Here is a 22,371-nt window from a genome sequence, read left to right as displayed (position 1 = left end):
GCCGGCCCCCACCGGACCCCTGAGGGGTTCAGTGGGGGCGGTGGGCGAGGAGCACGTCGGTCACCGCGGCGGCGAGGGCCAGGGCGATGAAGCCGATCGCGACCGCGAGGGCCATCTCGATCGCCGCGGTCCAGTCGCCGTGCGTGCCGGCGAGGCGGGCGAAGAACACCGCACCGATCGCCGCGATGCCGAACGCCGCGCTGACGCGCTGGGCGGTCTGCACGACGCCGGCGGCGCTGCCGGCGCGGTCGACCGGCACGTCGGCGAGGGTGAGGGTCTGGTTGGGCGTGATGACCAGGCCGCTGCCGAGGCCGGCGACCAGCAGCGGCACGGTCAGGGCCCACGGCGAGGCCACGAGGTGCAGCACCACGGCCGTGCCCACGAGGCCGGTGAGGACCGTGACCAGCCCGGCCACGACCAGCGACCGGCCGAACTGGTTGACGACCCGGCCGCCCGCGAACGCCGCCAGGGCCGAGCCGAGCGCGAACGGGGTGATCGCCAGCCCCGCCTGCAGCGCCGTGAAGTGCTGGCCGCGCTGGAGGTACAGGGTGAGGATGAAGAAGTTCGCGGTGAACCCGGCGAAGTAGAGCAGCATGACGACCGTGCCGAGCGCGTAGGAGCGGCGCCGGAACAGGTGCAGGTCCGCCAGCGGCACCCGCGCGTAGCGCAGCTCCCACCACACGAACCCGCCGAGCGTGAGCACACCCGTGCCCAGCAGGTACCACTGCCGCTGCTCGATCAGGGGCAGCAGGATCTGCACGACGGCGCCGCCGAGCAGCAGCACGCCGACCGGGTCCAGGCTCTCCCGGCGTCTGCGGTCCTGGGGGCGCCGCGGAATCATCCGCCAGCCGAGCGCCGCGGCGGCGAGCCCGACGGGCACGTTGATGTAGAACACCCAGCGCCAGCCGTCGGCCGTCCCGGCGAACTGGATGATCACCCCGCCGAGCAGCGGCCCCACCGCGGTGGCGATGCCGATCGTGGCGCCGAGCAGGCCGAACGGCCGGGCCCGCTCGGGCGGCGGGTACAGGCGCTGGATGAGGCCGGTCACCTGCGGGTTCACCACGCCGGCGAAGGCGCCCTGGATGAGCCGGGCGACGACCAGCCACGCCTCGCTCTGGGCCGCCCCGGCCGCGGCGCTTGCCGCCGTGAACCCGAGGATCCCGGCAACGAACACCGGCCGGATCCCGCGCGCGTCGCCGACCCGCCCGGCGGGCACCAGCAGCAGCCCGAACGTCAGCGCGTAACCGGACAGGACCCACTGCAGCCCGCTGGCGCTCATGTGCAGGCTGGCCTGCATGGAGGGGATGGCGACGTTGACGATGCTGACGTCGAGCAGCGTCATGAACGCCGCCACGAGGGCGATCGCGAGCGCCCGTCCCCTCCACATCGCCGCCGGACCTACCCGCCCGGCGGCCTTTCATGCCGCCGGGTGGCCGGCACGGGGGGGGGTGCGCGGCAGGCTCAGAAGTCCACCACGGTGCGCGACGCCAGGCGGGGGCGCAGCCAGGCGCCGACCTCCTGGTGCGCCTCGTGCGACTGGTAGCCGCGCAGGCCGTCGACGTCGTCGTGGGTGGTGATCAGGCACAGGTCGGCGGAGACGTCGCTGCGCACGGTGTCCAGGCCGACGACCATCGAGCGGATCTGCGGCACCACGCCCACGAGGCCCTGCAGGAGCTCCTTGGCCCTCGGCGCGTCGGCGGGATCCAGGAACTTCATGACGACGACATGGGTCAGCACCAGAATCGACCTCTCTTTCAGTGGACGCGCGGCGAGTGTATGTTCGGGAAACACTGTTCCGCTAGAGGAACCAGGAGGCCCTCGTGAGGGTTGCCGCTGTCCAGTTCGCCGTCGGTCAGGACGTGTCCGCGAACCTCGCGAACTGCCTGCGGATGATCGACCAGGCCGTCGCCGAGGGCGCGGATCTGGTGGTCCTGCCGGAATTCTGCAACCACCTGTCGTGGTACGACGACCGCGACCACGCCCGCCGCATGGCCTGCCGCCTCGGCGACCCGTTCCTGACCGCCGTCGCGGACAGGGCCGCGCGCCACCGCGTCCACGTGAAGATCAACGTTACGCTCGCCCGCGACGACGGCCGGACCACGGGCACGAACCTGCTCTTCGGTCCCGGCGGCGAGCTGCTCGGGCAGAGCGACAAGCAGACCCTGATGGGCAGCGAGAACGACCACCTGCACCGGGGCAGCGAGAACGGCCCGATCGTCGCCACCGCCTTCGGTACCGTCGGAATGTATGCCTGCATGGAGGGCGTCGCACCCGAGGTGGCCCGCGGTCTCGCGCTGCGCGGGGCGGAGGTGCTGCTCAACAGCCTCAACTCGTTCGCCACCGACGAGGCGAGCCTGCACATCCCGGTGCGGGCGGCGGAGAACCGGGTCTGGGTCGTGGCGGCCAACAAGGTCGGCCCGCTGCTGCCGGCCGACAAGCTGGGCGCCATCAGCGCCGGGCTCAAGGTGCCGCCGGAGTGGCTGCACGGCGCCGGCGAGAGCCAGATCGTGGCTCCGGACGGCACCGTCGTGGCCAAGGGCCCGCGGACCGGCGAGGCGGTCGTGGTCGCCGCCATCGACCCAACCCTTGCCAGGGACAAGCGCCGCCCCGACGGCACCGACCGCTTCACCGCGCGCCGCGGCCCGGTCTACGCCCCGATCGGCCGCCCGCCGCACGACCCCGCCGCGCCGCGGGCCGCCGAGTCGCTGCACGCGGCGGTGGTGCGGTCGGCGGACCCCGCCTGCACCGAGGGCCGTGAAGCCCTGTCCGCCGGCGCCCGGTTCCTGGTGCTGCCCGAGCTGCAGGACCCCTCGGTCGTGCCGGCGCTGCGGGAGCTCCTCCAGGGCACGGAGGCGGTCGCGGTGACCAGCGTCCTGGAGGACGGCGCCCACGTCGGCGTCGTGGTCTCCGGCGAGGGGGTCATCGGCCGGCAGCCGCAGCTGCACCCGGTCGCGAGGCTGGCCGGGCAGGTCAGCCGGCACGGCGACGGCGTGGCCACCTTCGACCTGCCGTGGGGGCGCCTCGCCGTCGTCGTCGGCGACGACGCCATCTACCCCGAGGTGTTCCGCCTGGCCGCGATCGCCGGCGCGGACGTGGTGGCAGTGCCGTTCACCCCGGCCGAGGACTGGGAGCTGGCGCTCGGCCTGCCGGAGCGGGCGGCGGAGAACCGGCTCAACATCGTCGCCGCGGCACCCCTGGGCTCGCCGTCTGCGTTCTTCGCGCTCAGCCCCGACTTCACGCTGTGGACCGCGTGGGAGGGGCCGTTCACGGGGAGGATCAGCCACCCGCTCGTCACCCACGTGGAGGCCGGCACGCCGGTCGCCACGGCGGTCCTCGCGCCCGCGCAGAGCCGCAACAAGCTCGTCTCGCGCGGCACCAACCTCCTCGACGGGCGGCCCTGGCAGCTCGTCGACGCACTGACCCGTTGACATCCGTTACCCGTAGCGAAACACTGTTTCCATTACGGACCAACGTTGGAGAGTGAGCGCGTGGAGGAAACCGTCCAGCACGTCGAAGAGATGCTCGACGCGTCGCCCGTGATCGACGTCCACGACACCTTCGCACAGTTCCAGCAGCTCCTGGCGGATCTCAAGGCCAAGATCGACGCAAGGTTCGCGACGACGCGCGACCCGTCGACGGACATTCTTGAGCAGTACGGGACGTATCCGGAGGGTCCGGGCGGCCGGGTGGCCGCCTACAGCGGGCCGGAGGTCGACTGGATGGTGCACTCGTGGCTGGGCGACCCGTCGCGCAGCTTCGTGAACCTGCACCTCACCTGCTGGCTCGGCCCGCAGGTCCGGGTGCCGCACCTCGGCATCGCGCTGCTGTGCTGGCCCGGCGGCTGGTTCTACACCGACTACATCCCGCGGACCGACATCGTCGTCGACGGCGACTACTTCGACCGCTACTACGCGGGCCCCAACGACGCGTGGCTGGAGCACCGGGCGGACGACCAGTTCGCCTGGTTCACCAGCCGGGCCGGCTTCATCCGCGCCTCGCTGTCACCGAACGCGTACGTGTACTCCTTCGAGCGCACCGCACGGAACCTGCAGGTGGTCAGCGACGTGCTGCACGCCCGGGTCGACCAGTGGCTCACCTGGGTCGACGAGGCTCCCCCGGTGCCGGAGGAGGAGCGCGCCGCGCTGCGCGAGCGGGACCTCGCGACCCGGCGCAACATCGCCGACCGCGACCCGGCCAACGTGATGGGCGTGCGGTACTTCGGCGAGGAGACCACCCAGCGCCTCGTGCGTGCCCTGTGGGGCGGCGACCGCGAACTGCCACGCCCGTGACGACCATCCGCTCCCTGTGGTCCGCGGCGACGATCCCCGGCGCGCCCGAACCCTTCGCGACCGCGCACCTGAAGGTGTACTACCCGGCGCTGGTCACCGGGTCGGACGCCGAGCGGCTCAGCGGCGTCTTCCAGGCCGACCCGGCCGGCGGGCCCTACCCGGTGGTGCTCGTGCTCAGCGGCGTCAACGTCGGCCAGGACGCCTACCGCTGGCTGGCCGCCGAGCTCGCCGCGCAGGGCTTCGCCGCCGTCACCTACGACTGGGTCGGCCCGCTGTTCGCCGGCCAGGTCGGCATCACGCCCGGCGTCGACCTCGCCCTGGCCCGGCCCGGCACCTACGGCGACGGCCCCACCTGCCAGGCGATCGCGCCGCTGCTGGAGCGGCTGGCCGCGCTCAACGCCGAGGAGGGTCCGTTGCACGGCGCCCTCGACCTGGACCGGGTCGCGCTGTTCGGGCACTCCGCCGGCGGCACCGTCGCGCTGCAGTCCGGGCGCTTCTTCCCGCAGGTGCGGGCGGTCGCCACGTACGGCGCGCACACCATGGTCTCCACGATGCTCGGCTGGCCCGCCGGCACGATCGCCGAGGCGCTCGTCGAATCGCCGGTCATGCTGCTCGCCGGCACCGAGGACGGCGTCATCGCCGCCTCCTCCGACCGGTACGGCGCCGCCGCGGACAAGCCGCACGACCCGGTGAGCCGCACGTTCGACGAGGCGCTCAAGGACCGCGAGGGCGCCCACGTCCTCGCGACCGTGCACGGCGCCAACCACTTCAGCGTCGTCGAGCCGGCCGACCCCACCTCGGCCCGGTCGTTCCTCGACCGTCCGTCCACCGTCGGCGGCGCCACCGCCCGCGGCGCGATCGCGGGGCTGCTCGCGGCGTTCCTCCGCACCCACCTGCGCGACGGCGACCCGGCCGCGCTCGACACGTTCCCCCAGGACCTGGTGTCCGTCCGGCGCCGCTAGGAGCCCCGCATGTTGAAGAACTTCTGGTATGCGGTCGAGTTCGCCGACCGCGTCACCACCAAACCGATGCGCGCCACCTGCCTCGGGCAGGAGCTGGTGCTGTACCGCACGCCGAAGGGCCGCCCGGTCGCGCTGTCGGACCTGTGCGTGCACCGCGGCGCCGCGCTGTCCGGCGGCTGGGTGAAGAACGACTCGATCGTCTGCCCGTACCACGGCTGGGAGTACGAGCCCAGCGGCGCGTGCGTGAAGATCCCGGCGAACCAGCCGGGCCGCGGCATCCCGAAGAAGGCCCGGGTCGACTCGTACCCGGTGGAGGAGCGCTACGGCTTCGTCTGGGTGTTCCTCGGCGACCTCCCCGCCGAGGAGCGGCCGCCGATCCCGGTCTGGCCCGAGTTCGACGACCTGGTCACCAACGGCGGGCGCTACAAGGCGGTCACCGGCGAGTACCTGTGGAAGTCCAACTACGAGCGGATCCTGGAGAACGGCTGCGACATCGCGCACACGCCGTTCGTGCACGCCGGCGCCTTCGGCAACCCGGAGCGGCCCGACGTCGAGGAGTACGAGCTGGAGATCCCCGACCAGTGGTCGGCGTTCGCCACCGTGCGGCTGCACCCGCCCGCACCGAAGGGCATCTGGGCGATGATCGGGCGGCGCGGCAGGAACCTCAAGGAGCGCCCGCCGGTCGCCACCACCGCCGGCTGGATGCTGCCCAACATGATCAAGCTGCACGTCCGGCTCCCGCTGGGCAACCTCATCATCTACGACACCAACATCCCCATCGACGAGACCACGACGCTCGTGAAGTGGGTCGCGCTGCGCGACTTCTTCACCGGCAACTGGGCCGACAAGAACGCCGTCCAGCGTGTCGAGAAGATCTTCGGCCAGGACGCCCCGGTCGTCGACAAGGTCCGCCCCGAGCTGCTGCCGTTCGACCTCGGCGCCGAGCTGCACGTGAAGAGCGACCTGATCGCCGTGCACTACCGGCGGCGCCGGCAGGAGCTCGCCGAGCAGGGCTGGCTGCTGGGCGACGAGGACCGCATCATGGGCGACGTCCCGCGCCGCGAGGCGACGGTCATCGCCTCCCCCGCCCGCCGGGAGAACCCGGAGCTCGCCCGCGCCTGGGTGCACAAGGCGAAGGGCGAACACCCCACGGTCGCCGAGGCGGAGCGTCTCGGGCAGGCCCACCTGGAGGAACAGTGATGTCACTTCCGTTCGCGCTCGCCACCCGGGTCGTCGACGCGCTGCGGGCCCTGCCCGTCGTCGAGGTCGGCTCGCCCTACCGGGAGCTGCGCTCACCCATGTCGCCGGCGCCCGTGGGCACGATGCGGGTGTGGGAGGGTGACGGCGAGGTCAGCCGGGTGGTGTACGTCGGGCTCGTCGTCCCCCCGATCAACCTCGACAGTCACATGGTGTTCGCGTTCACCGCGCCGAAGTCCGGGATCCCGCACTTCACGCTCGACTCCGTCCACGGCGGCGCCTACTACGCCTACCACCTCGACCTCATCCCCCGGGCCGAGCTGTCCTCCCACCTGTCCTACATGGACACCGCGTACCACCCGCTGACCGGCCGGTACGAGGAGGCGTCGCAGCGCGAAGGGCTCAGCCGGGCGCACATCGGCCCGCGCCAGCACGCGCTGATGTCGCCGTGGATGCTGGTGCACCGCGCCGACGAGGCCGCCTTCCGGGGCATGGACGCGATCGTCGACGAGTACGTGTCGCACTGGCTCGGCCTGGTCGAGGCGGGCCTGCCCGCCGACGTGGTCGCGTCGCTGGGCGACACCGACCTCGCCGCCCGCGACGCCGCCGTGCGCGCCAACCTGTTCAGCCCCGCCGTCGACCCGGTCTGGGCGCAGGTCTCCCGCCTGCTCGGCGAGCCCGCCTCCGACGAGATCCGCGAGGTGCTGATGGGCGGGCCGCTCGCATGACCGCCCCCGCTGAGCCTTCGGAATGGCAGCAGCGCATCGCCGGTGAGTGGCACGGGCGGCCCAGCCTCTTCGACGCCGACGGCACCTGGCGCGGCTACGAGGACATCCGCCGCTCGTCGGTCTACGAAGACGGCGTCACCACGTACTACATGGACGGCGGCCTCGAGGGCGGCGGCCCGCTCGCGGGGCGGTTCCGGCTCGGCGCGCCGTTCGCGTTCGGCGTCGTCGACTCCGACGCCGACCGGATCTACACCGGGCCCGACTTCTACGGCACCGGCCAGCCGTACGGCACGTTCGTCGACGCCCACTACTACGGCCCCGGCTGGCAGGTCGACCTGAACACGTGGAACCAGGTGCTCGGCGACGACACCCAGGTGTACTCGTCCATGCTGTACCAGGGCCCGGCGGTCGTCGGCTGCTTCAACGGCGTCTACAAGCGCGGCGTCTCCCCGGCCGCGCTGCGGGAGCATCTCGCCGCCGAGACCCGCAACGGCCCCGTGCCGTTCATCCTCCCCACCAAGCAGGCGGGCGTCTACAGTGGACGCTGCGAGCTGTGGGGCGCCGACCAGAAGCTCGCCGGCCCGGTCGACGTGTCGATCGCGCTCGACCCGGTCGACCTGCTCCGCACCCGCCTCACCGTCACCTGGTCCGGCGCCTACGAGCGCTCGTTCACCGTGCAGTGGCGCCGGGACGGGTTCCGCTCCTTCTACGAGGGGCCGGGCGCGTGGGGCAACGCGATCGCCTTCGGCCGCGCCAACTACTGCACCGTCCACTGCACCGACGTGGTGAAGGTGACGGGCCGCGAGTTCATGCTCGACGCCACCCCCGGCATGGGCGCCGGCACCTCGCTCGCGGTCGCCTATCGCGTGTACGAGGGCGCCACGCTCGCCGGCGTCGTGCACGGCTCGCTGCAGTGGAGCGCGTCGTGAGCGGCAAGGTCGTCGTGGTCACCGGCGGCACCCGGGGCATCGGCCAGGGGCTCGTCCGCGAGTTCCTGGCCCGCGACTGCTCCGTCGTCTACTGTGGACGCTCCATCGCCGAGCCGCTGGCGGACCCGCGCGCGCTCGGCGTGGTCGCCGACGTGACGGACCGGGCCGCGGTGCGGCACCTGTGGGACGAGGCCGTCGCCAGGTTCGGCAAGGTCGACATCTGGATCAACAACGCCGGTGTGTCCACGTCGCGGAAACCGTTGTGGGAGCTGCCACCGGAGGAGCTCGACACGGTGATCGACGTCAACCTGCGCGGCCTCGCCCATGCCAGTGCCGTCGTCCTGGCCGCGATGCGCGCGCAGGGACACGGCACGCTCTGGAACATGGAGGGCTTCGGCTCCGGCAACCAGAAGGCGCCCGGTCTGGCCGCCTACGGCGCCACGAAACGGGCCGTCACGTACCTCACCGACGCGCTGGCAAAAGACCTCGGCAAGGACTCCCCGGTCAAGGTCGCGCACCTGTCCCCCGGCATGGTCGTCACCGACCTGCTGTCCCGCGACTACACCCCCGAAGAGTTCGCCAAGGCGAAGAAGATCTTCAACATCCTCGCGGACAAGGTCGAGACGGTCACCCTCTGGCTCGCCGACCGCGTCCTGGCGGGCGTCCCCAACGGCGGCCGGGTCGCCTGGCTCACCACCCCCAAGGCGTTCGCCCGCTTCGCCACCGCCGCCTTCCGCAAGCGGGACCTGTTCGCATGAGCGGGCCGGAGCGCAGCGGAGGGCCGCGAATCAGCGTGACAGGTTTTAGTTCAGGCCGGCGCCGGAGCGCAGCGGAGGTGACGGCATGAACGACTACCCTGTCATCCTCGCCGTCGAGGACTTCGTGCCGACGCTGCTCGCCATGTACGGGTTCTGGCTGCTGGCCTCGCTGGGCAAGGCCGTCCCGTGGGGGCGGCTCGGCGCGCTGCTCATCGGCGCTGGCGGCATCGCCAAGTCGGTCTGGAAGCTGCTCGTCGCCGCCTTCGGGGTCGACCTGCCCTGGTTGGAGGCCGCGCTCTTCCCCCTCATGTCCGCGGGTGCCGTCCTGCTGATCTGGGCGCTGCTGCCCACCGCGCCGTGGTGGCCCTTCGCCGCGGTGTATGCCGCGGTCACGCTCGGCGCCGCGCTCGCCGGCACGATGAAGCCCGTGTTCATCCTCGCCACGGCCGGCGTGACCACGATCAGCGTCATCGGCGCGGTGTACGCGGGGCGGCGGCGGGCCCGGCTCGCCATCGCGCTGTACACCCTCGGCATCGTGCTCGTCACGGCGCTCGTGCCGCTGCGCAACCACCCCGACCACGAGACGCTGCGCCTGCAGTGGATCGAGCAGGGCACGAACACGGCCGCACAGCTGGCCTTCCTCACCGCGGCGTGGCTCACCGTCCGCGCCTACCGACGCTCCCCCTCCGAGGTGCCCGCATGACCGACGCCCTGGGCTGGCGCCGCAAGTTCGGCGTCATCGCCCCCTCCACCAACACGATCGTCGAACCCGACTTCTACGCCATGGGCGTGCCCGGCGTGACCGCCCACTTCTCCCGCATCCACATCCGCAACCAGGACCTGTCCAGCGACGAGGGCTTCGAGAACCTCCTGGTCCAGATCCGCGCCGAGATCGGCCACGCCTGCGAGCGCGTCCTCACCTGCGAGCCGGACTTCATGGTCATGGGCATGTCCGCGGAGACCTTCTGGGGCGGCGTCGAAGGCAACCGCGAGTTCGTCGCCCAGATCAACGGCATCACCGGGCTGAAGGTCGCCACCGGCGCCGAGGCCTGCGAACGCGCCCTGCACCTCTACGGCGCCCGCCGCATCGGGGTCGTCACCCCGTACCAGCCGATCGGCGACGAGAACGTGGTCCGCTTCTTCTCCGAGCTCGGCTTCGACGTCGTGCGCATCAAGGGCCTGCGCTGCCCGACGGCGGTGTCGATCGCCCACGTCACCGAGGACGAGCTGCGCGCCGCGATCCTGGAGGTCGACGGCCCCGACGTCGACGCCGTCGTCCAGTGCGGCACCAACCTCTCCATGGTCCGCCTCGCCGACGAGGCCGAGCGCTGGCTGGGCAAACCGGTCATCGCCATCAACGCCGCCACCTGGTGGATGGCGCTGCGCGACAACGACATCCCGGACAAAATTCACAACGCCGGATCGCTCCTCCGCAACCACTGAAAATCGCGTGCGGGGCCGCGCCCGGCGCCGTAAGGTGCTCTCCTCGTGGCCCCTGTCATCAGCACCGTCGTCGACAAGGTCCTACCGGCGCGGCTGGGCACGGGGTTCCGGTGGCTGGTGGCGTCGTCGTGGACCAGCAACCTCGGCGACGGGATCGCGGTCGCGGCCGGGCCGCTGCTCGTCGCGTCGCTGACGGACAACGCGTTCCTGGTGTCGCTGGCGGCGCTGCTGCGGTGGGCGCCGCCGCTCGTGTTCGGGCTCTACGCCGGGGTACTGTCCGACCGGCTCGACCGGCGCAGGATCGTCATGGCCGCCGACGGGCTGCGGGCCGTCGTGCTGTGCGTGCTGATCGCGCTGCTCGCCGCCGACCGGCTGCCGGTCGCGGCCGCGCTCGCCGCACTGGGGCTGCTGACGATCGCCGAGGTGTTCGCCGACAACGCGGCCTCGACCCTCTCCCCGATGCTGGTCGGGCGGGACGACCTGGTCGTCGCCAACGCCCGGCTGCAGGCGGGGTACCTGACGCTCAACCAGCTCGTCGGGCCGCCGCTCGGCGCGGTGCTCTTCGCCGCGGGGCTGGTGTGGCCGTTCGCCGCGGAGGCCGTGCTGGTCACCGCCGGGGTGCTGCTGGTGTACCGGCTCGCGCTGCCCGGCACCAGCAGGCCGGCCACGGAGGCGCCCGGCAACGTGCGGCACGCCGTCATGGAGGGGCTGCGCTGGACGGTCCGGCACCCGGCCGTGCGGACCCTGTCGCTGACGATCCTGATCTTCAACGTCACGTTCGGCGCCGCCTGGTCCGTCCTGGTGCTGTACGCGCAGCAGCGCCTCGGCCTCGACGCCGTCGGGTTCGGGCTGTTCACCACGGTCGGCGCCGCCGGCGGGCTGCTCGGCACGGGCCTCTACGGCCGGCTGACCCGCCACGTGAGCCTCGGCAACGTGATGCGCGCCGGGCTCATCATCGAGACGCTCACGCACCTCGCGCTCGCCGTGACGACGTCCGCGTGGGTCGCGTCGGCCATCATGTTCGTGTTCGGCGCGCACGCGTTCATCTGGGGCACCACGTCGATCACCGTCCGGCAGCGGGCGGTGCCGGAGCACCTGCAGGGCCGCGTCGGCAGCGTCAACACGATCAGCGTCTTCGGCGGTCTCGTCGCCGGGTCGGTGATCGGCGGCCTCCTGGCGACCCACGTCGGCGTGACGGCGCCGTTCTGGTTCGCCTTCGCCGGCTCGGCGCTGTTCGTGGTGCTGCTGTGGCGCGAGCTGACCCGCATCGCCCACGCCGACGAGCAGCAGGCGCCGGCCGCACCGACGCCCGCCTGAGACGCCGCCCCCGGCGCGGTCGGCATCTGGGCCGCCGCGCCGCAGGACGAGCCCGCCAACGACGACGCGAACTGCCCCGCGCCCGCCGGCTCCTCCACCGGCGGCACGATCCGCAACGTCGTCCATTCCGCCCGCGCCGGCGACACGATCCGGGTCCGGATCAGCAACCAGTGGGGCACCGGCCCGCTGACGGTCGGCGCGGCCACCGTCGGGCTCCAGTCCACCGGGGCCGCGGTCGCCGCCGGCAGCCTGCGGCAGGTCCCTGGCCGGCACGGACAGCGCGCTGCCGTAGGCGTGCAAGGCGCTAGGCGCGGTCGTGGACCTCGATGACGGCCGCCGGGCAGCGGTTCGCGGCCTCGTACACCGACTCCTGGTGCTCCTCCGCGGGGTGCTCGGCGAGCAGGACCACGACCCCGTCGTCGTCGCGCTGGTCGAACACCTCGCCGGCCACCAGGACGCACACCCCCGACCCGATGCACTTGTCCGCGTCCACCGACACCCGCATCACAGGCCCTCCTCGGCCGGCTCGACCTTGTCCCACGTCACGGGCAGCGTCTCCGGCCCGTACACCGACGTCTCCACCTTGAAGCGGATGTCCTCCAGCGGCACCGCGAGCCGCAGTGTCGGGATCCGCCGCGGCAGCGTCGCCAGGACCGTGGTCAGCTCCAGGCGGGCGAGCTGCTGGCCGACGCACTGGTGCGGGCCGTGCCCGAAGCCGAGGTGCGGGCCGGTGGTGCGGCCGATGTCGAGCCGGTCGCCGTCGGGGTGCAGCTCCGCGTCCCGGTTCGCCGACTGGATGGCGACGACGACGTAGTCACCGGCCTTCACCGGCTGCCCGGCGATCGACGTGTCCTCGGTGACCTCGCGCAGCAGCCCCGAGCCGACCCCGAGATACCTGACGAGCTCCTCCGCGGCGGCGCCGGCGAGCGACGGATCCTCCCGCAGCCGCTCCAGCTCCGCGGGGTGCTCCAGCAGCGCGAGGACGCCGTGGCTGATCATGCTGGCCGTCGTGTCGTAGCCGGCGATCAGCATCGCCGCGCTCATCATGACCAGCTCCATGTCGGTGAACGGCCGGTCGGTCTGGTCGCTGCGCACGATCATCCGGCTCAGCACGTCCTCGCCCGGGTCGGCCCGGCGGGTCACGACCGTCATGTACAGGTACTCGAACAGCGGCTGCATGGCAGCGGCGACGTCGCCGGCGCTGGACTTGCCGTCGGACAGCGCCTCCGCGGCGGTCTTGAACAGGTGCTGGTCCTCCTTGGGGACGCTGAGCAGCGCGGCGATCACGGCGGTCGTGACCGGCCGGGCGAAGTCCGCGTACAGGTCGACCGGCGACGGCGCCGAGGCCAGCGCGTCGAGGCGCTCGTCGACGATCTGCCGGACCAGCGGGCGCAGCTGGTTGATCCGCTTCATGTTGGAGACCTCGGGCGCCATGTGCCGGCGGAAGCGCAGGTGCTCCGCGCCGTCCATGCGCGGGAACTCGCCCTCGCCGACCGGGGTGTCGCCGCCGTAGCCCAGCAGGATGTGCGCGGCGACGCCGGACCGGTTGCTGAAGCGCTGCGGGTCGCCGAGGACCTCCCGCACGTCGGCGTAGCGGCTCACCAGCCACGCCTGCACGCCCGTGGGGCACGCGACGCGGACGACCGGGGTGCCTTCGCGCAGGCTCTCGTACTGCGCGGGCGGGTCGAACGGGCAGCCGCTCGCCGGCGGTAACGGCAGCGGCGGCAGCGCCGCGGACGGATCGTGCTGGACAGCTGTCATCGTGACCCCCGAACGGTGCGGCGCCGGCAACGGCATCCATCTTGGTCGAAGCATCGAGGAAACACCACCCTGTGATCCGGCGGCGGGCGGGCTTGGTACCCTCGGCCGCATTCCGACGGGGACTGCGGGGACCGGATGGCGGGACAGGACAGCTACGTCGACCCGGCCGAGATGACCGCGTTCGTGGGCAGGACGCACGGCGTCGCGGACCGGTTCGAGACGATGCGCGCCGGCGGCGCCGGCACCGACGTCACCGACGTGCAGCTCGACCCGCGGGCCATGCGCTTCGGCTCGCGGGACCTCGCGGCCGACATCCTGCAGGCCGTCAAGCGCGCCCAGGACGACGCCGCCGAGCTGTCGAAGGAAGCGGTGAAGGCGCTGCTCGACCCGGTCTTCCGCGCGGGTGAGCAGCGGCGGTACCAGGATGAACACTGACCCGTCGCCCGCCGAGGCCTACGCCGGGGCGCTCGCCGAGCTGGCGCCCGGGGAGCGGGTCCTCGCCGCGGTCGTGGCGAAGGCGCCGCTGGGGCTCGGCCCGCCGCTGCCACCGGACGGCGACGACAGCCCGGTGACGGCGGGGAGCGCCGCGGGCGCCGTCGCCGGCGCGATCCTGTCCCCGCCGAAGCCGGGCCAGGGGTTCTTCTGGTGGCTGGTGTTCGGCCGGTCCGCGGCCGGGGCGGCGACGTCCACCGCCGCCGCCTGCCACGCGGCGACCCTGGGCGTCGGCGGCCCGCTGCTGCTGGTGGTCACCGACGCCCGCCTGCGCCTGTACGAGCCGCTCGACCAGGCCCACTTCATCGACGAGCCGAAGTACCACACCAGGCCGGCCACCGAGCGGCTGCGCCCGCTGTGGGACGTGCCGCGCTCCGGCGTGCGGTCCGCCCGGGTCGGCTGGCACCGCCTGAACCCGTCCCGGCTGACGGTCGAGTTCACCGACGGCTCGTGGGCGTCGTTCGCCGGCCTGCTCACCATGGGCCGCCGCAAGGCCGCCCCTGTTGTGACCTCCCTCAACCGCTGACGGCCGCCACCAGCAGCCGGGCCGCGGCGGCGGCGCCATCGGTGGTGACGTCCCAGGCGGTCGCGCCCGCCGTGGCCTCGACGCCGGGCAGGAGCGCCTCGTGCAGCGCCGCGTTCAGGGTGCCCGCGTACAGGCCGGCGAGCGACGCCGAGGTCCCGACGCCGAGCGCCACCACCCGGGAGGCCCAGTAGAACTGGTCGCTGAACATCGGCACCACCACCTGCGGCACCCCCGCGCGGGCGGCGGCGACGGTGGTGCCCGCCCCGCCGTGGTGCACGGCCACCGCCACCCGCGCGAACAGCGCCTGCTGGTTGACATCGCCGACGCTGACGCAGTCCGGCCCGTCGTCGACGGGGGCGAGGTCCGCCCAGCCCCGCGAGAGCACGACCCGCCGGCCGTTGGCCCGCGCCGCCTCGACCACGGCGCCGCTGGTGTCGGGCGGCAGCGGCATGCTGCCGAAGCCCACGTACACCGGCGGGTCGCCGGCGTCGAGGAACGCCGCGAGCTCCGCCGGCAGCGGCGCCGGGTCCCGCAGCAGCCACGCCCCCGTCTGCACGACGTCCACGCCGGTGGGCGCCGGGCCGAGGGTGGCGTCGGCGGCGAGCCACGGCCGGTCGGTCACGTTGTGCCGCAGCACGTCGCCGATCTCCGCGAGCCCGAGCCGGGCCCGGTTGTGGTTGACCCGCTCCAGGGCCCGGTCGTTCCAGGCGGCCGCGGTGGCGGCCCACCGGCGCTCGTTGTCCCCGGGCCGCCCCGGCTCCCACGTCTCACCCGGCGAGGGTGGCGGCGCGAGCTCCGGCGAGGGCAGCGCCACCGGCGCGTAGACGGCGGTCACGTACGGCAGTCCGGCGCGTTCGGCAACGGAGCGGGCCGCGTACTGGTGCGCGTTGGCACCGAGGACGGCGTCGCAGCCCTTGACGGCGGCGGCGAGCGTGTCGAACTGGTCGGTGATCAGGTCCGGCACCGGCGCGGGCGGCTGCCCCGGCGCGGGCCGGCGCATCTCCACGCCCATCGGCACCGCGTCGAACCCGTGACCCGCGACCCACTCCACGAAGTTGGGCGGCACGCACAGGCGGGCGTGGTGCCCGAGCCGGCGGACCTCGAGGGCCAGGGCCAGCACCGGTTGCACATCGCCGCGCGTCCCCGCCGAGGACACCAGCACACGCATGGTCTTCTCCTTCTCCCGTGGCCGCGCGCCGACCGGCGCCGCGGTCACGAATTCTGCGGCAGCACCCGGGTCTTGCCGCAAGACCCCATGCGTGTTATACGTTCCAATGGGGAGGAGACACCCGTGGTGTCATCCTCCGGCAATGGCGTTTCTTCGGCCCGCTCGGGCAGTAGAGCCGCATGCCGCCCATATGGCTGACACGGCTGGGACGGTCCGGCTGGCTGGTCGCCGGCGCCGTCGTGGGCGCCGCCGCCCTGATCGTCGGCGTCGGCGTCATCCTCGCGGTCCTCGCACCGGTCCTCATCACCGTGACCATCGCCGCGGCCCTGCAACCGCTCATCGCCCGGCTCCGCAGCCGCGGGGTCCCGGCGACCGCCGCCGCGCTCACCGGTGCGCTGCTGGTGCCGGCGCTGCTCGTGCTGTTCGGTGCCCTCATGTGGCGCACGATCGCCAACGCCGGCGCGGGCTGGGCCGAGGTCGCCGACAGCGCCGGCGACCACCTGCGCTCGGCGCTCGGCAGCGATCCCCTCGACGCGCTGCTGCGCTCCAAGCAGTGGCGCGAGGCGCTGCTCGGCGCGGGTTCGGCGCTGCTCAACACGGCCGCGCTGCTCGCCCAGGCCGCGGTCGGCGTGCTGCTGGGCGCGTTCCTGCTGTACTACACGTTCAAGGACGGTCCGGCGCTCGTCGACCACCTCGACCGCACGCTGCCGCTGCGGTCCGGCCTGACCCGCAAGATGCTGGACAGCGCCGCGCTGCGGCTGCGCCAGTACGTCCTCGGCACCACCATCGTCGCGGCCATGGACGCGGCCGTCATCACCCTCGGCGCGGTCGCGCTCGGCCTGCCCCTCATCGGGATGATCGCGCTGGTCACGTTCGTCGCCGCGTACGTGCCCTATCTCGGCGCGTGGGTGTCGGCCGTGTTCGCGGTCGTCGTCGCCCTCGGCGCCGGCGGCGTGCAGGCGGCCGCGTGGATGCTGGTGATCGTGCTGGTGACGCAGAACATCCTGGAGGGGGTGCTGCGCCCGTACGTCTTCGGCCGCGCCCTCGACCTGCACCCGGTCGTGATCCTGGCGGTCACGGTCCTCGGCGGCGCGCTCGCCGGGCTCGTCGGCGTGCTGCTCGCCCCGCCCGTGGCCGCCATCGCCGTCTCCTGGCGGGCGATGCTGCGCCCGCCCCCGGACGCCCCCGTGGAGGCCGGACCACCGTGACCACCGCCCGCCGGGCCCGCGCACGGTCGCCGGAGGCACTACGCTCGCCGGCAACGGCTGAGTGCTGAGTGCCACGGCGGGGAGGCGCGTTGCGACGAGGGTCGGTCTCCGCGGCGCTCCTGATGGCGCTGGTGGTCGGTGCCGCCTGCAGCATCGGCGAGGCGCTGCAGGATCCGGGGGATCCGGTCGACATGACCACCGAGACCATCGCCGGCACCTGGCACGCGGGCACCGACCGGTTCATCACGTTCGGCGCGGACGGCACGTTCACCGCGCTGAACCTGCCGCCGGGCCTGTTCCACCGGTCCCCGTCCGGCGCGGCCGCCGAGCCGATCGACGCGTCCGGCCGGTACGTCCTCGCCTATCAGCCGGCGGCGACGGCGGGGCCGCACGCCTCCGTCAGGCTGATCATCGAGAAGCGCACCGGGGCGGACCTCGGCGTCGGCGGTGCCGAGCTGAGCGCGCTGCGCCCCGGCGACGGCCAGGTCTACCTGGTCTTCTTCTACGTCGGCGACCAGGGCAACATGACGACCGGCTACCTGCGCTGCGCCGACGCCTGCCCGCCACCCGCGAGCGCGGGCCTCGGCCCCGCTCCGCGGCCCAGCTGACCCTCAGGACAGCTTCAGCGCCTCCGCCTGGGCCATGACGGCGCGGCGGCTGGTGAGGCCGAGCTTCGTCAGCACCGCGGACACGTGGTGGTCGGCGGTCTTCACCGAGATGAAGAGCTTGCCGGCGATCTCGGCGTTGGTGAGGCCGCGGGCGACGAGCTTCGCCACGTCGAGCTGCCGGTTGGTGAGGCCGGCGGGGTTCGCGCGGGTGCCGGCGCGCGGGCGCTGCGGCAGCTGCGCGACGCCCTGCCGGCGCAGGCCGAGGCGCAGCCGGTCGGCGACGGCGGTCGCGCCGAGCAGGTCGAGCCGCTCGATCGCCTGCACCTGGTCGTCGACGCCGGGCGCGTCGGCGAGGGCCAGGGCCTCGTCGTAGACGGCGCCGGCCCGCCGCCACCAGGCGGCCGCGTCGTGGTGGCGCCCGGCGAGCATGAGCCGGTGCGGCTCGGCGACGTGGGCCAGGACCCGCGCCGCGTCGACGGGGGCGGCGACGCCGAGCCGGCACAGCCACACGGCGAGGTCGCCGGCGACCCACGCGGTCGCGGGTGACCCGAGCGCGCCGGCGAGCGCGGCCGGGGCCGACGCGAGCCGCGGGTCCGCCGAACCGGTGAGCCAGGCGCGCTCGGCGAGCGCGGCGAGGACCGGCAGGCGGCGCAGCGGCTCGTCGAGGCGTTCGGCGACGGCCCAGGCGGCGTCGAGGTGGTCCGTGACGACGTCGGCGGCGCCGGCCGCACCGACCGCACCTGGCGGGCCGGCGGCGCCGTCGCGGCGCAGCGGCAGCAGCGCGCTGATCAGGTGCGGCCACAGCGTGGCCAGGGGCATGCCGTCGCGGGCGAGGACGTCGGCGGCGTCCTCCGTGGCGGCGTCCCACCGCCCGCCGACGAACCGCAGCCGCGCCCGGACGGCGGTCTGCCAGTGGTTGCAGATCGGGATGTCCCGGGCGATCGTGAAGGCGAGGGACCGCTCCAGCACGCGCTCGGCGTCGCTGAGGCGGCGCTGCTCGACGTCGAGGTAGCTGAGGTTCGAGTAGCCGGTGGAGGCGAGCTCGTCGAGGCCGTGCGCCTTCGCGTCCTCGATGAGGGTGAGCAGCCGGTCGCGGGCGCCGGTGGCGCCGTGCGCGAGCGCGGCGGCCGCTTCGACGACGGCGGTGCGCAGGGCGAGGGCGGTGTCGCCGGCGGCCTCGGCGATGCGGCTCGCGTCGGCGCAGTGCCGGGCGGCGAGGTCCTGGTCGCTGCGCAGGTAGGCGAGGTACCCCTTGATGAACTGGGCGCCGCCGGCGTGCGACGGGGCGGCCGCCGCGGCCCGCTCGGCGTGGTATTCGGCCTGCTGGCGGCGCGCGCTGTAGTACTCGAACAGCGCGCACGACTCGTGCGCGGACGCCAGTCCGGCGCGGTCGCCGGCCGCGTGCCACAGCGGGAAGGTCGCGGTGACGCTGCCGATGGCCTCCTCCAGGCTGCTCGTCATGTACTGCTCGTAGCCGAGCCGGGTGAGGACGCGGGCCCGCTCGCCGGGCGGGGCGCCGTGCAGGCTGGCCGCCGCGATCCCCAGGAACGCGACCGCGTCGGTGTGGTCGCCGGCGCGGGCGGCCTCCTCGGCGGCGTCCTGCGCGTAGCGGGCGGCGCGGGCCGGGTCGGCGGCGGAGACCGCGTGGTGGGTCAGCACGGCCGGGTCGCGCGGCTCCAGCCGCTCCAGGACCGCCAGCAGCCGCGCGTGCAGGCGCGCCGCGCCGCCGGCCGGGATGGTGCTCTCCACCGCGAGCCGGGCGAGCTCGTGCCGGAACACCAGGCCCTGCCGGTCGCGCAGCAGCAGTCCCGTGTCGTGCAGGCGGCGCAGCGTCGGCAGGTCCACGCCGAGCGTGGGCAGCACCCGGTCGGCGAGGCGGTCCGGGGCGGTCGCGGCGAGCTGGAGCACCTCGAGGTCTTCGGCGGCGATCCCGGCGGTCCGGGCGAGCACCGCGTCCCGCACCGTCGCCGGCAGCGGCCGCCCGGGCTCCTTCGCGACCTCCGCGACGAAGAACGGGTTGCCCCCGGTCAGCGGGTGCACCTGGGCGGCGTCGAGGGGCCCGCCGCGCAGCAGCATCGCGACGCCGTCGACGGTGAGCGGGTCCAGGCGCAGCGTGGTGACGCCGCCGAGCTTGGCGAAGTCGCCGAGCAGCGGCCGCAGCTGGTGCTGCGCGCCGATCTCGTCGTCGCGGTAGGTGACGACGAGCGCGCACGGCAGCACCTCGAGCCGGCGGACGAGGAAGCGCAGCACCTCGACCGACGCGCCGTCGATCCAGTGCGCGTCCTCGACCACCAGCACGGTCGGCTCGGTGCGCAGCGCCTCGTAGGCGACCTCGCACGCGGCGGCCGGGTCGGTCAGGTCGGCCGGGCGCAGCCCCGCGATCAGGTCGCGGAACGGGCCGAGCGGCCGCGGGGTGACGAGCGGGTCGCAGCCGCCGCGCAGCACGCGCAGCCCGGTCGCCCGCGCGCAGGCGACCTCGACCAGCGCCGACTTGCCGGCGCCGGCCTCGCCGACCAGGGCGACCCCAGCACCGGTGCCGCGGGCCGCGCCGGCGGTCGCGGCCGCCAGGGCGGCGAGCTCGCGATCCCGTTCGTACAGCTCCATGAGGTGACTGTAGGAGCGGCGCCGCCGGGCATCCAGTCCCGGCGGCCGCCACCACGTCGGGTCAGGCCGCCGCGGCGGTCTGCGGGCCGAACTCGTTGGCCACGATCGTGACCAGGTCGGCCGGGAAGCCGCCGCGCCGGGCGTGCTCGCGGATCGTCTCGGCGTCGTCGGTCTCGTGCAGGCAGTAGATCTTGTCGCCGGCGACGTAGCTGGTGACCCACGTGTAGGGCACGCCGAGCGAGTCGACAGCCGCGTTGGAGGTCCTGGCGATCTCGGCCAGCTGCTCCTGGGTGAGGTTCGCGGCGCCCTCGATCTGGCGTTCGATGAGAAAGCGTTGCACTGTGTGCTCCTTGGCTGGTGCTCCGGCGGGGCGCCGGGGCGATGCGTCAAGCCTCGCCGCCGGCGGCCGCCCGGACATCGGGAGCACCTCCCTATTCGAGAGCGATCCTGCGGCGGGCCCGCCTGGGGAGGACGACGAGCGCGCCCACCCCGGTGAGCAGCAGCGCCGTGCCCCACAGCAGGATCACCGGCAGGATCCCGCCGTCGCCGGTCTTCGGCAGCGCCTCCCCGGTGACCTCCGACGGGGTCGCCGGCGTCGACTTCACGGTGAACCTCGCGACGATCGTGGTGTCCGCCGGCGACGTCACCGGGTCGCTGCCCTTGTTGCACTCCGTGTCGACCTGCGGGTGGTCGAACAGGATGTCCGCGACGGTGAGGGTGACGACGCCGGGCGTACTGGCGACGAACTGCCCCGTGAGGGTGGCGCCGGGCACGGTCGCCTGCGCCGCGATCGCGCCGTAGGCCGGGCCGGTGAGCTTCACCGTGCCGGACTGTGCGCCGCTGAGCTTCACGGTGGCGGTCGGTTTGAGGTCGCCGGCGGCGATCGGCGCCGGGCCGTTCTTGCCGCCGTTGTCGAAGGTGTACGTGACGGTGACGTTGGCGCCGTAGCCCGGGTTCGCCGGCGACATGGTGAGCGTGTGGGTGGCGGTCCAGTCGCGGATCGTGCTGAGCGTCTTGCACTTCATCGTCACCGACGCGGGCCCGAACGTCTCCGCGGGGGTGGCCGCCTCCGTGCTCGACGCCGACGCGCTCGGGCTCACGGAGGCCGAAGTGGACGCCGAGGCAGAGGCGGAGGGTGAGGCGGACGCCGACGCCGAGGCCGACGGCGACGCCGAGCCGGACGGGCCGGGGGTGACGACGGCGGACGCGGTGACCGGCGTGTCGACCGGCGCCGCCTTGTGGTCTCGGTCGCCGCTCGCCGAGCAGTACGTGGTCGCGGTCGAGTTGGCGAACGCGACCTGCCGCACCACCAGCGTCACCGTGCCGGCCGCCGTCGCCGTGTACGTGCCGGTGGCGCTGATCGGCCCGAGCGGCACCCCGGCCGCCTTCGCCGCCGCCGGGTACGCGGCCTGGTCGAGGGTGACGGTCCCGGTCTGCGCGCCGCCGAGGGCGACGGTGACCCGCACGGGCACGTCGCCGGCGTTGAGCGGCACCGGGCCGTTGGTCACGCCGGCGACCGCGGCGAGGGTCACCGTCACGGTCTGACCGGCCGCCGGGCTCGCCGGGGACTGGCTGAGCGTGAACGTGTCCGCCCACGTGGTCGGCGACGTGCCGGTCCCGGCGTCGCTGAAGTACAGCCGGCAACCCAGCGACGCGTCCACCGGCGCCGCGGCGGCCGTCCCGGTGACGACGGCGAGGCCGGTGCCCGCCACGGCGAGTATCGCGGCGGCCAGCGCGATGCGGCGCATGTCGCTCACACCCCTTCCGCGGTGTGCGCGCGGCGCCGGCGGGCCGGGAGCACGACGAGGAGCCCGACGCCGAGCGTGAGCAGCGCCGACCCGGCCAGGACGACGACGAACGGCTCGTCGCCGGGGCCGGTCTTCGGCAGCGCCGTCGCCTCGGTCGTGGCCGCCGCGGCGGCCTGGGTGGTCGGCTGGGCGGCGGCGCCGAACGTCAGCTTCACCGAGGCCTTGTTGGCGGCGATCTCGCCCGCGTTGCCGCCGGACGGCAGGATCTGCGCGGCGATCACGCAGGTGCGCTTGGTGCAGTCGAACGTGCCGAACTTCTGCGCCAGCTTCAGCGTGACCGTGGGGATCTTGCCGGAGGCGTCGGCGTTGACGAACTGGGAGCCGCCGGCGAGGTTGCAGTCGCTGGGGCCCTTCACCTCCTCGATGCACTGCCCGACGGCGATCTGCTTGAGGTTGGCGGTGAAGCCGCTGCCGCCGACGGTCACCGACACCCCGTCGGTCAGGCCGGTGGTCTTGCTGACGGTGAGCGCCGGAGCGGCCCACGCGGGCGCCGCGCCGAGCGGGACGACACCGGCGAGCGCCGCGGTGACCAGCACCGCCAGGGATGCGATCCGTCGTTGCATCGAAGGTCTC

General features: G+C 73.9%; 23 protein-coding genes. 14 read left to right on the top strand and 9 right to left on the bottom strand.

Annotation, left to right across the window (positions count from 1 at the left end):
- Positions 1 to 28: 28 nt before the first annotated feature.
- Together AB0J72_RS28065 and AB0J72_RS28060 are read right to left on the bottom strand one after the other, a co-directional pair.
- A complete protein-coding gene (locus AB0J72_RS28065) occupies positions 29 to 1,387 on the bottom strand; it encodes an MFS transporter (RefSeq protein WP_363403644.1) in 1,359 nt (452 codons plus the stop codon).
- Positions 1,388 to 1,461: 74 nt separating this feature from the next.
- Positions 1,462 to 1,737 carry a Dabb family protein gene (locus tag AB0J72_RS28060; protein WP_363403642.1) on the bottom strand — a complete coding sequence of 92 codons (276 nt, stop codon included), beginning with the start codon at positions 1,735 to 1,737 and terminating at the stop codon, positions 1,462 to 1,464.
- Positions 1,738 to 1,820: 83 nt separating this feature from the next.
- On the opposite strand from AB0J72_RS28060, the gene AB0J72_RS28055 reads away from it, so the two are divergent.
- The 10 genes from AB0J72_RS28055 (at position 1,821) to AB0J72_RS28010 (ending at position 11,623) form a co-directional block, all read left to right on the top strand.
- Positions 1,821 to 3,428 (top strand): nitrilase-related carbon-nitrogen hydrolase, encoded by a 1,608-nt coding sequence (locus AB0J72_RS28055; protein ID WP_363403641.1) that lies wholly within the window; start codon positions 1,821 to 1,823, stop codon positions 3,426 to 3,428.
- 60 nt (positions 3,429 to 3,488) lie between these two features.
- Positions 3,489 to 4,289, top strand: coding sequence for an oxidoreductase (locus AB0J72_RS28050; RefSeq protein ID WP_363403639.1), 801 nt, complete (start codon positions 3,489 to 3,491; stop codon positions 4,287 to 4,289).
- Positions 4,286 to 5,251, top strand: a complete 966-nt coding sequence (locus AB0J72_RS28045) for a dienelactone hydrolase family protein (RefSeq protein ID WP_363403637.1) — start codon at positions 4,286 to 4,288, stop codon at positions 5,249 to 5,251. Before AB0J72_RS28050 ends, AB0J72_RS28045 begins: the two co-directional genes overlap by 4 nt.
- Before the next feature lie 9 nt (positions 5,252 to 5,260).
- Complete coding sequence (locus AB0J72_RS28040; RefSeq protein WP_363403636.1) at positions 5,261 to 6,451, top strand: aromatic ring-hydroxylating dioxygenase subunit alpha; 1,191 nt, start codon at positions 5,261 to 5,263, stop codon at positions 6,449 to 6,451.
- A complete protein-coding gene (locus AB0J72_RS28035) occupies positions 6,451 to 7,176 on the top strand; it encodes a hypothetical protein (RefSeq protein ID WP_363403634.1) in 726 nt (241 codons plus the stop codon). Before AB0J72_RS28040 ends, AB0J72_RS28035 begins: the two co-directional genes overlap by 1 nt.
- Complete coding sequence (locus AB0J72_RS28030; protein ID WP_363403632.1) at positions 7,173 to 8,105, top strand: hypothetical protein; 933 nt, start codon at positions 7,173 to 7,175, stop codon at positions 8,103 to 8,105. Before AB0J72_RS28035 ends, AB0J72_RS28030 begins: the two co-directional genes overlap by 4 nt.
- Positions 8,102 to 8,863 (top strand): SDR family oxidoreductase, encoded by a 762-nt coding sequence (locus AB0J72_RS28025; RefSeq protein WP_363403630.1) that lies wholly within the window; start codon positions 8,102 to 8,104, stop codon positions 8,861 to 8,863. The genes AB0J72_RS28030 and AB0J72_RS28025 overlap by 4 nt, the downstream gene beginning before the upstream one ends.
- A gap of 85 nt (positions 8,864 to 8,948) precedes the next feature.
- The gene (locus tag AB0J72_RS28020; protein WP_363403628.1) at positions 8,949 to 9,566 is read left to right on the top strand and encodes a hypothetical protein; all 618 of its coding nucleotides are present in this window, start codon (positions 8,949 to 8,951) and stop codon (positions 9,564 to 9,566) included.
- Positions 9,563 to 10,306: an arylmalonate decarboxylase gene (locus tag AB0J72_RS28015; RefSeq protein ID WP_363403626.1), complete on the top strand. Its 744-nt coding sequence runs from the start codon at positions 9,563 to 9,565 to the stop codon at positions 10,304 to 10,306. Before AB0J72_RS28020 ends, AB0J72_RS28015 begins: the two co-directional genes overlap by 4 nt.
- Before the next feature lie 57 nt (positions 10,307 to 10,363).
- Positions 10,364 to 11,623 carry an MFS transporter gene (locus AB0J72_RS28010; protein WP_363403842.1) on the top strand — a complete coding sequence of 420 codons (1,260 nt, stop codon included), beginning with the start codon at positions 10,364 to 10,366 and terminating at the stop codon, positions 11,621 to 11,623.
- A 304-nt stretch (positions 11,624 to 11,927) separates the two neighbouring features.
- On the opposite strand, the gene AB0J72_RS28005 is transcribed toward AB0J72_RS28010, so the two are convergent.
- Entirely contained in the window at positions 11,928 to 12,131 is a 204-nt protein-coding gene (locus tag AB0J72_RS28005) for a ferredoxin (RefSeq protein ID WP_363403624.1), read from the bottom strand.
- Positions 12,128 to 13,384 (bottom strand): cytochrome P450, encoded by a 1,257-nt coding sequence (locus AB0J72_RS28000; RefSeq protein ID WP_363403622.1) that lies wholly within the window; start codon positions 13,382 to 13,384, stop codon positions 12,128 to 12,130. The genes AB0J72_RS28005 and AB0J72_RS28000 overlap by 4 nt, the downstream gene beginning before the upstream one ends.
- Positions 13,385 to 13,519: 135 nt before the next feature.
- Here AB0J72_RS28000 and AB0J72_RS27995 point away from each other — a divergent pair, with 135 nt between their 5' ends.
- Entirely contained in the window at positions 13,520 to 13,819 is a 300-nt protein-coding gene (locus tag AB0J72_RS27995) for a hypothetical protein (protein ID WP_363403620.1), read from the top strand.
- Positions 13,809 to 14,402, top strand: a complete 594-nt coding sequence (locus AB0J72_RS27990) for a hypothetical protein (RefSeq protein WP_363403618.1) — start codon at positions 13,809 to 13,811, stop codon at positions 14,400 to 14,402. The genes AB0J72_RS27995 and AB0J72_RS27990 overlap by 11 nt, the downstream gene beginning before the upstream one ends.
- On the opposite strand, the gene AB0J72_RS27985 is transcribed toward AB0J72_RS27990, so the two are convergent.
- Positions 14,392 to 15,570 (bottom strand): glycosyltransferase, encoded by a 1,179-nt coding sequence (locus AB0J72_RS27985; RefSeq protein WP_363403616.1) that lies wholly within the window; start codon positions 15,568 to 15,570, stop codon positions 14,392 to 14,394. The two genes, AB0J72_RS27990 and AB0J72_RS27985, sit on opposite strands and share 11 nt — an antisense overlap.
- Before the next feature lie 179 nt (positions 15,571 to 15,749).
- On the opposite strand from AB0J72_RS27985, the gene AB0J72_RS27980 reads away from it, so the two are divergent.
- Together AB0J72_RS27980 and AB0J72_RS27975 are read left to right on the top strand one after the other, a co-directional pair.
- Positions 15,750 to 16,778 carry an AI-2E family transporter gene (locus AB0J72_RS27980; RefSeq protein WP_363403614.1) on the top strand — a complete coding sequence of 343 codons (1,029 nt, stop codon included), beginning with the start codon at positions 15,750 to 15,752 and terminating at the stop codon, positions 16,776 to 16,778.
- A gap of 89 nt (positions 16,779 to 16,867) precedes the next feature.
- On the top strand, positions 16,868 to 17,386 hold the full coding sequence (locus AB0J72_RS27975; protein WP_363403612.1) for a hypothetical protein: 519 nt from the start codon (positions 16,868 to 16,870) through the stop codon (positions 17,384 to 17,386).
- Between the two features lie 3 nt (positions 17,387 to 17,389).
- Here AB0J72_RS27975 and AB0J72_RS27970 read toward each other — a convergent pair whose 3' ends face one another.
- The 4 genes from AB0J72_RS27970 to AB0J72_RS27955 all read right to left on the bottom strand — a co-directional run bounded on the left by AB0J72_RS27970 (position 17,390) and on the right by AB0J72_RS27955 (position 22,361).
- Positions 17,390 to 19,990 (bottom strand): AAA family ATPase, encoded by a 2,601-nt coding sequence (locus tag AB0J72_RS27970; protein WP_363403610.1) that lies wholly within the window; start codon positions 19,988 to 19,990, stop codon positions 17,390 to 17,392.
- Between the two features lie 61 nt (positions 19,991 to 20,051).
- Complete coding sequence (locus AB0J72_RS27965) at positions 20,052 to 20,330, bottom strand: DUF4242 domain-containing protein (RefSeq protein WP_360561880.1); 279 nt, start codon at positions 20,328 to 20,330, stop codon at positions 20,052 to 20,054.
- Positions 20,331 to 20,421: 91 nt separating this feature from the next.
- Positions 20,422 to 21,738 carry a hypothetical protein gene (locus AB0J72_RS27960; RefSeq protein ID WP_363403608.1) on the bottom strand — a complete coding sequence of 439 codons (1,317 nt, stop codon included), beginning with the start codon at positions 21,736 to 21,738 and terminating at the stop codon, positions 20,422 to 20,424.
- Between the two features lie 5 nt (positions 21,739 to 21,743).
- Positions 21,744 to 22,361: a neocarzinostatin apoprotein domain-containing protein gene (locus AB0J72_RS27955; RefSeq protein WP_363403606.1), complete on the bottom strand. Its 618-nt coding sequence runs from the start codon at positions 22,359 to 22,361 to the stop codon at positions 21,744 to 21,746.
- Between the last annotated feature and the right edge of the window lie 10 nt (positions 22,362 to 22,371).

The organism is Dactylosporangium sp. NPDC049742, assembly GCF_040674675.1.
Classification (GTDB): Bacteria; Actinomycetota; Actinomycetes; order Mycobacteriales; family Micromonosporaceae; genus Dactylosporangium; species Dactylosporangium maewongense.
This window is presented reverse-complemented; position numbering and strand designations above follow the sequence as displayed.

Excerpts from the sequence above, each read along its gene's own strand:
- AB0J72_RS28065 (WP_363403644.1), bottom strand. The coding sequence starts at position 1,387 with ATGTGGAGGGGACGGGCGCTCGCGATCGCCCTCGTGGCGGCGTTCATG.
- AB0J72_RS28040 (WP_363403636.1), top strand. The coding sequence starts at position 5,261 with ATGTTGAAGAACTTCTGGTATGCGGTCGAGTTCGCCGACCGCGTCACC.
- AB0J72_RS28035 (WP_363403634.1), top strand. The coding sequence starts at position 6,451 with ATGTCACTTCCGTTCGCGCTCGCCACCCGGGTCGTCGACGCGCTGCGG.
- AB0J72_RS28030 (WP_363403632.1), top strand. The coding sequence starts at position 7,173 with ATGACCGCCCCCGCTGAGCCTTCGGAATGGCAGCAGCGCATCGCCGGT.
- AB0J72_RS28020 (WP_363403628.1), top strand. The coding sequence starts at position 8,949 with ATGAACGACTACCCTGTCATCCTCGCCGTCGAGGACTTCGTGCCGACG.
- AB0J72_RS28015 (WP_363403626.1), top strand. The coding sequence starts at position 9,563 with ATGACCGACGCCCTGGGCTGGCGCCGCAAGTTCGGCGTCATCGCCCCC.
- AB0J72_RS28000 (WP_363403622.1), bottom strand. The coding sequence starts at position 13,384 with ATGACAGCTGTCCAGCACGATCCGTCCGCGGCGCTGCCGCCGCTGCCG.
- AB0J72_RS27995 (WP_363403620.1), top strand. The coding sequence starts at position 13,520 with ATGGCGGGACAGGACAGCTACGTCGACCCGGCCGAGATGACCGCGTTC.
- AB0J72_RS27990 (WP_363403618.1), top strand. The coding sequence starts at position 13,809 with ATGAACACTGACCCGTCGCCCGCCGAGGCCTACGCCGGGGCGCTCGCC.
- AB0J72_RS27985 (WP_363403616.1), bottom strand. The coding sequence starts at position 15,570 with ATGCGTGTGCTGGTGTCCTCGGCGGGGACGCGCGGCGATGTGCAACCG.
- AB0J72_RS27980 (WP_363403614.1), top strand. The coding sequence starts at position 15,750 with ATGCCGCCCATATGGCTGACACGGCTGGGACGGTCCGGCTGGCTGGTC.
- AB0J72_RS27970 (WP_363403610.1), bottom strand. The coding sequence starts at position 19,990 with ATGGAGCTGTACGAACGGGATCGCGAGCTCGCCGCCCTGGCGGCCGCG.
- AB0J72_RS27960 (WP_363403608.1), bottom strand. The coding sequence starts at position 21,738 with ATGCGCCGCATCGCGCTGGCCGCCGCGATACTCGCCGTGGCGGGCACC.
- AB0J72_RS27955 (WP_363403606.1), bottom strand. The coding sequence starts at position 22,361 with ATGCAACGACGGATCGCATCCCTGGCGGTGCTGGTCACCGCGGCGCTC.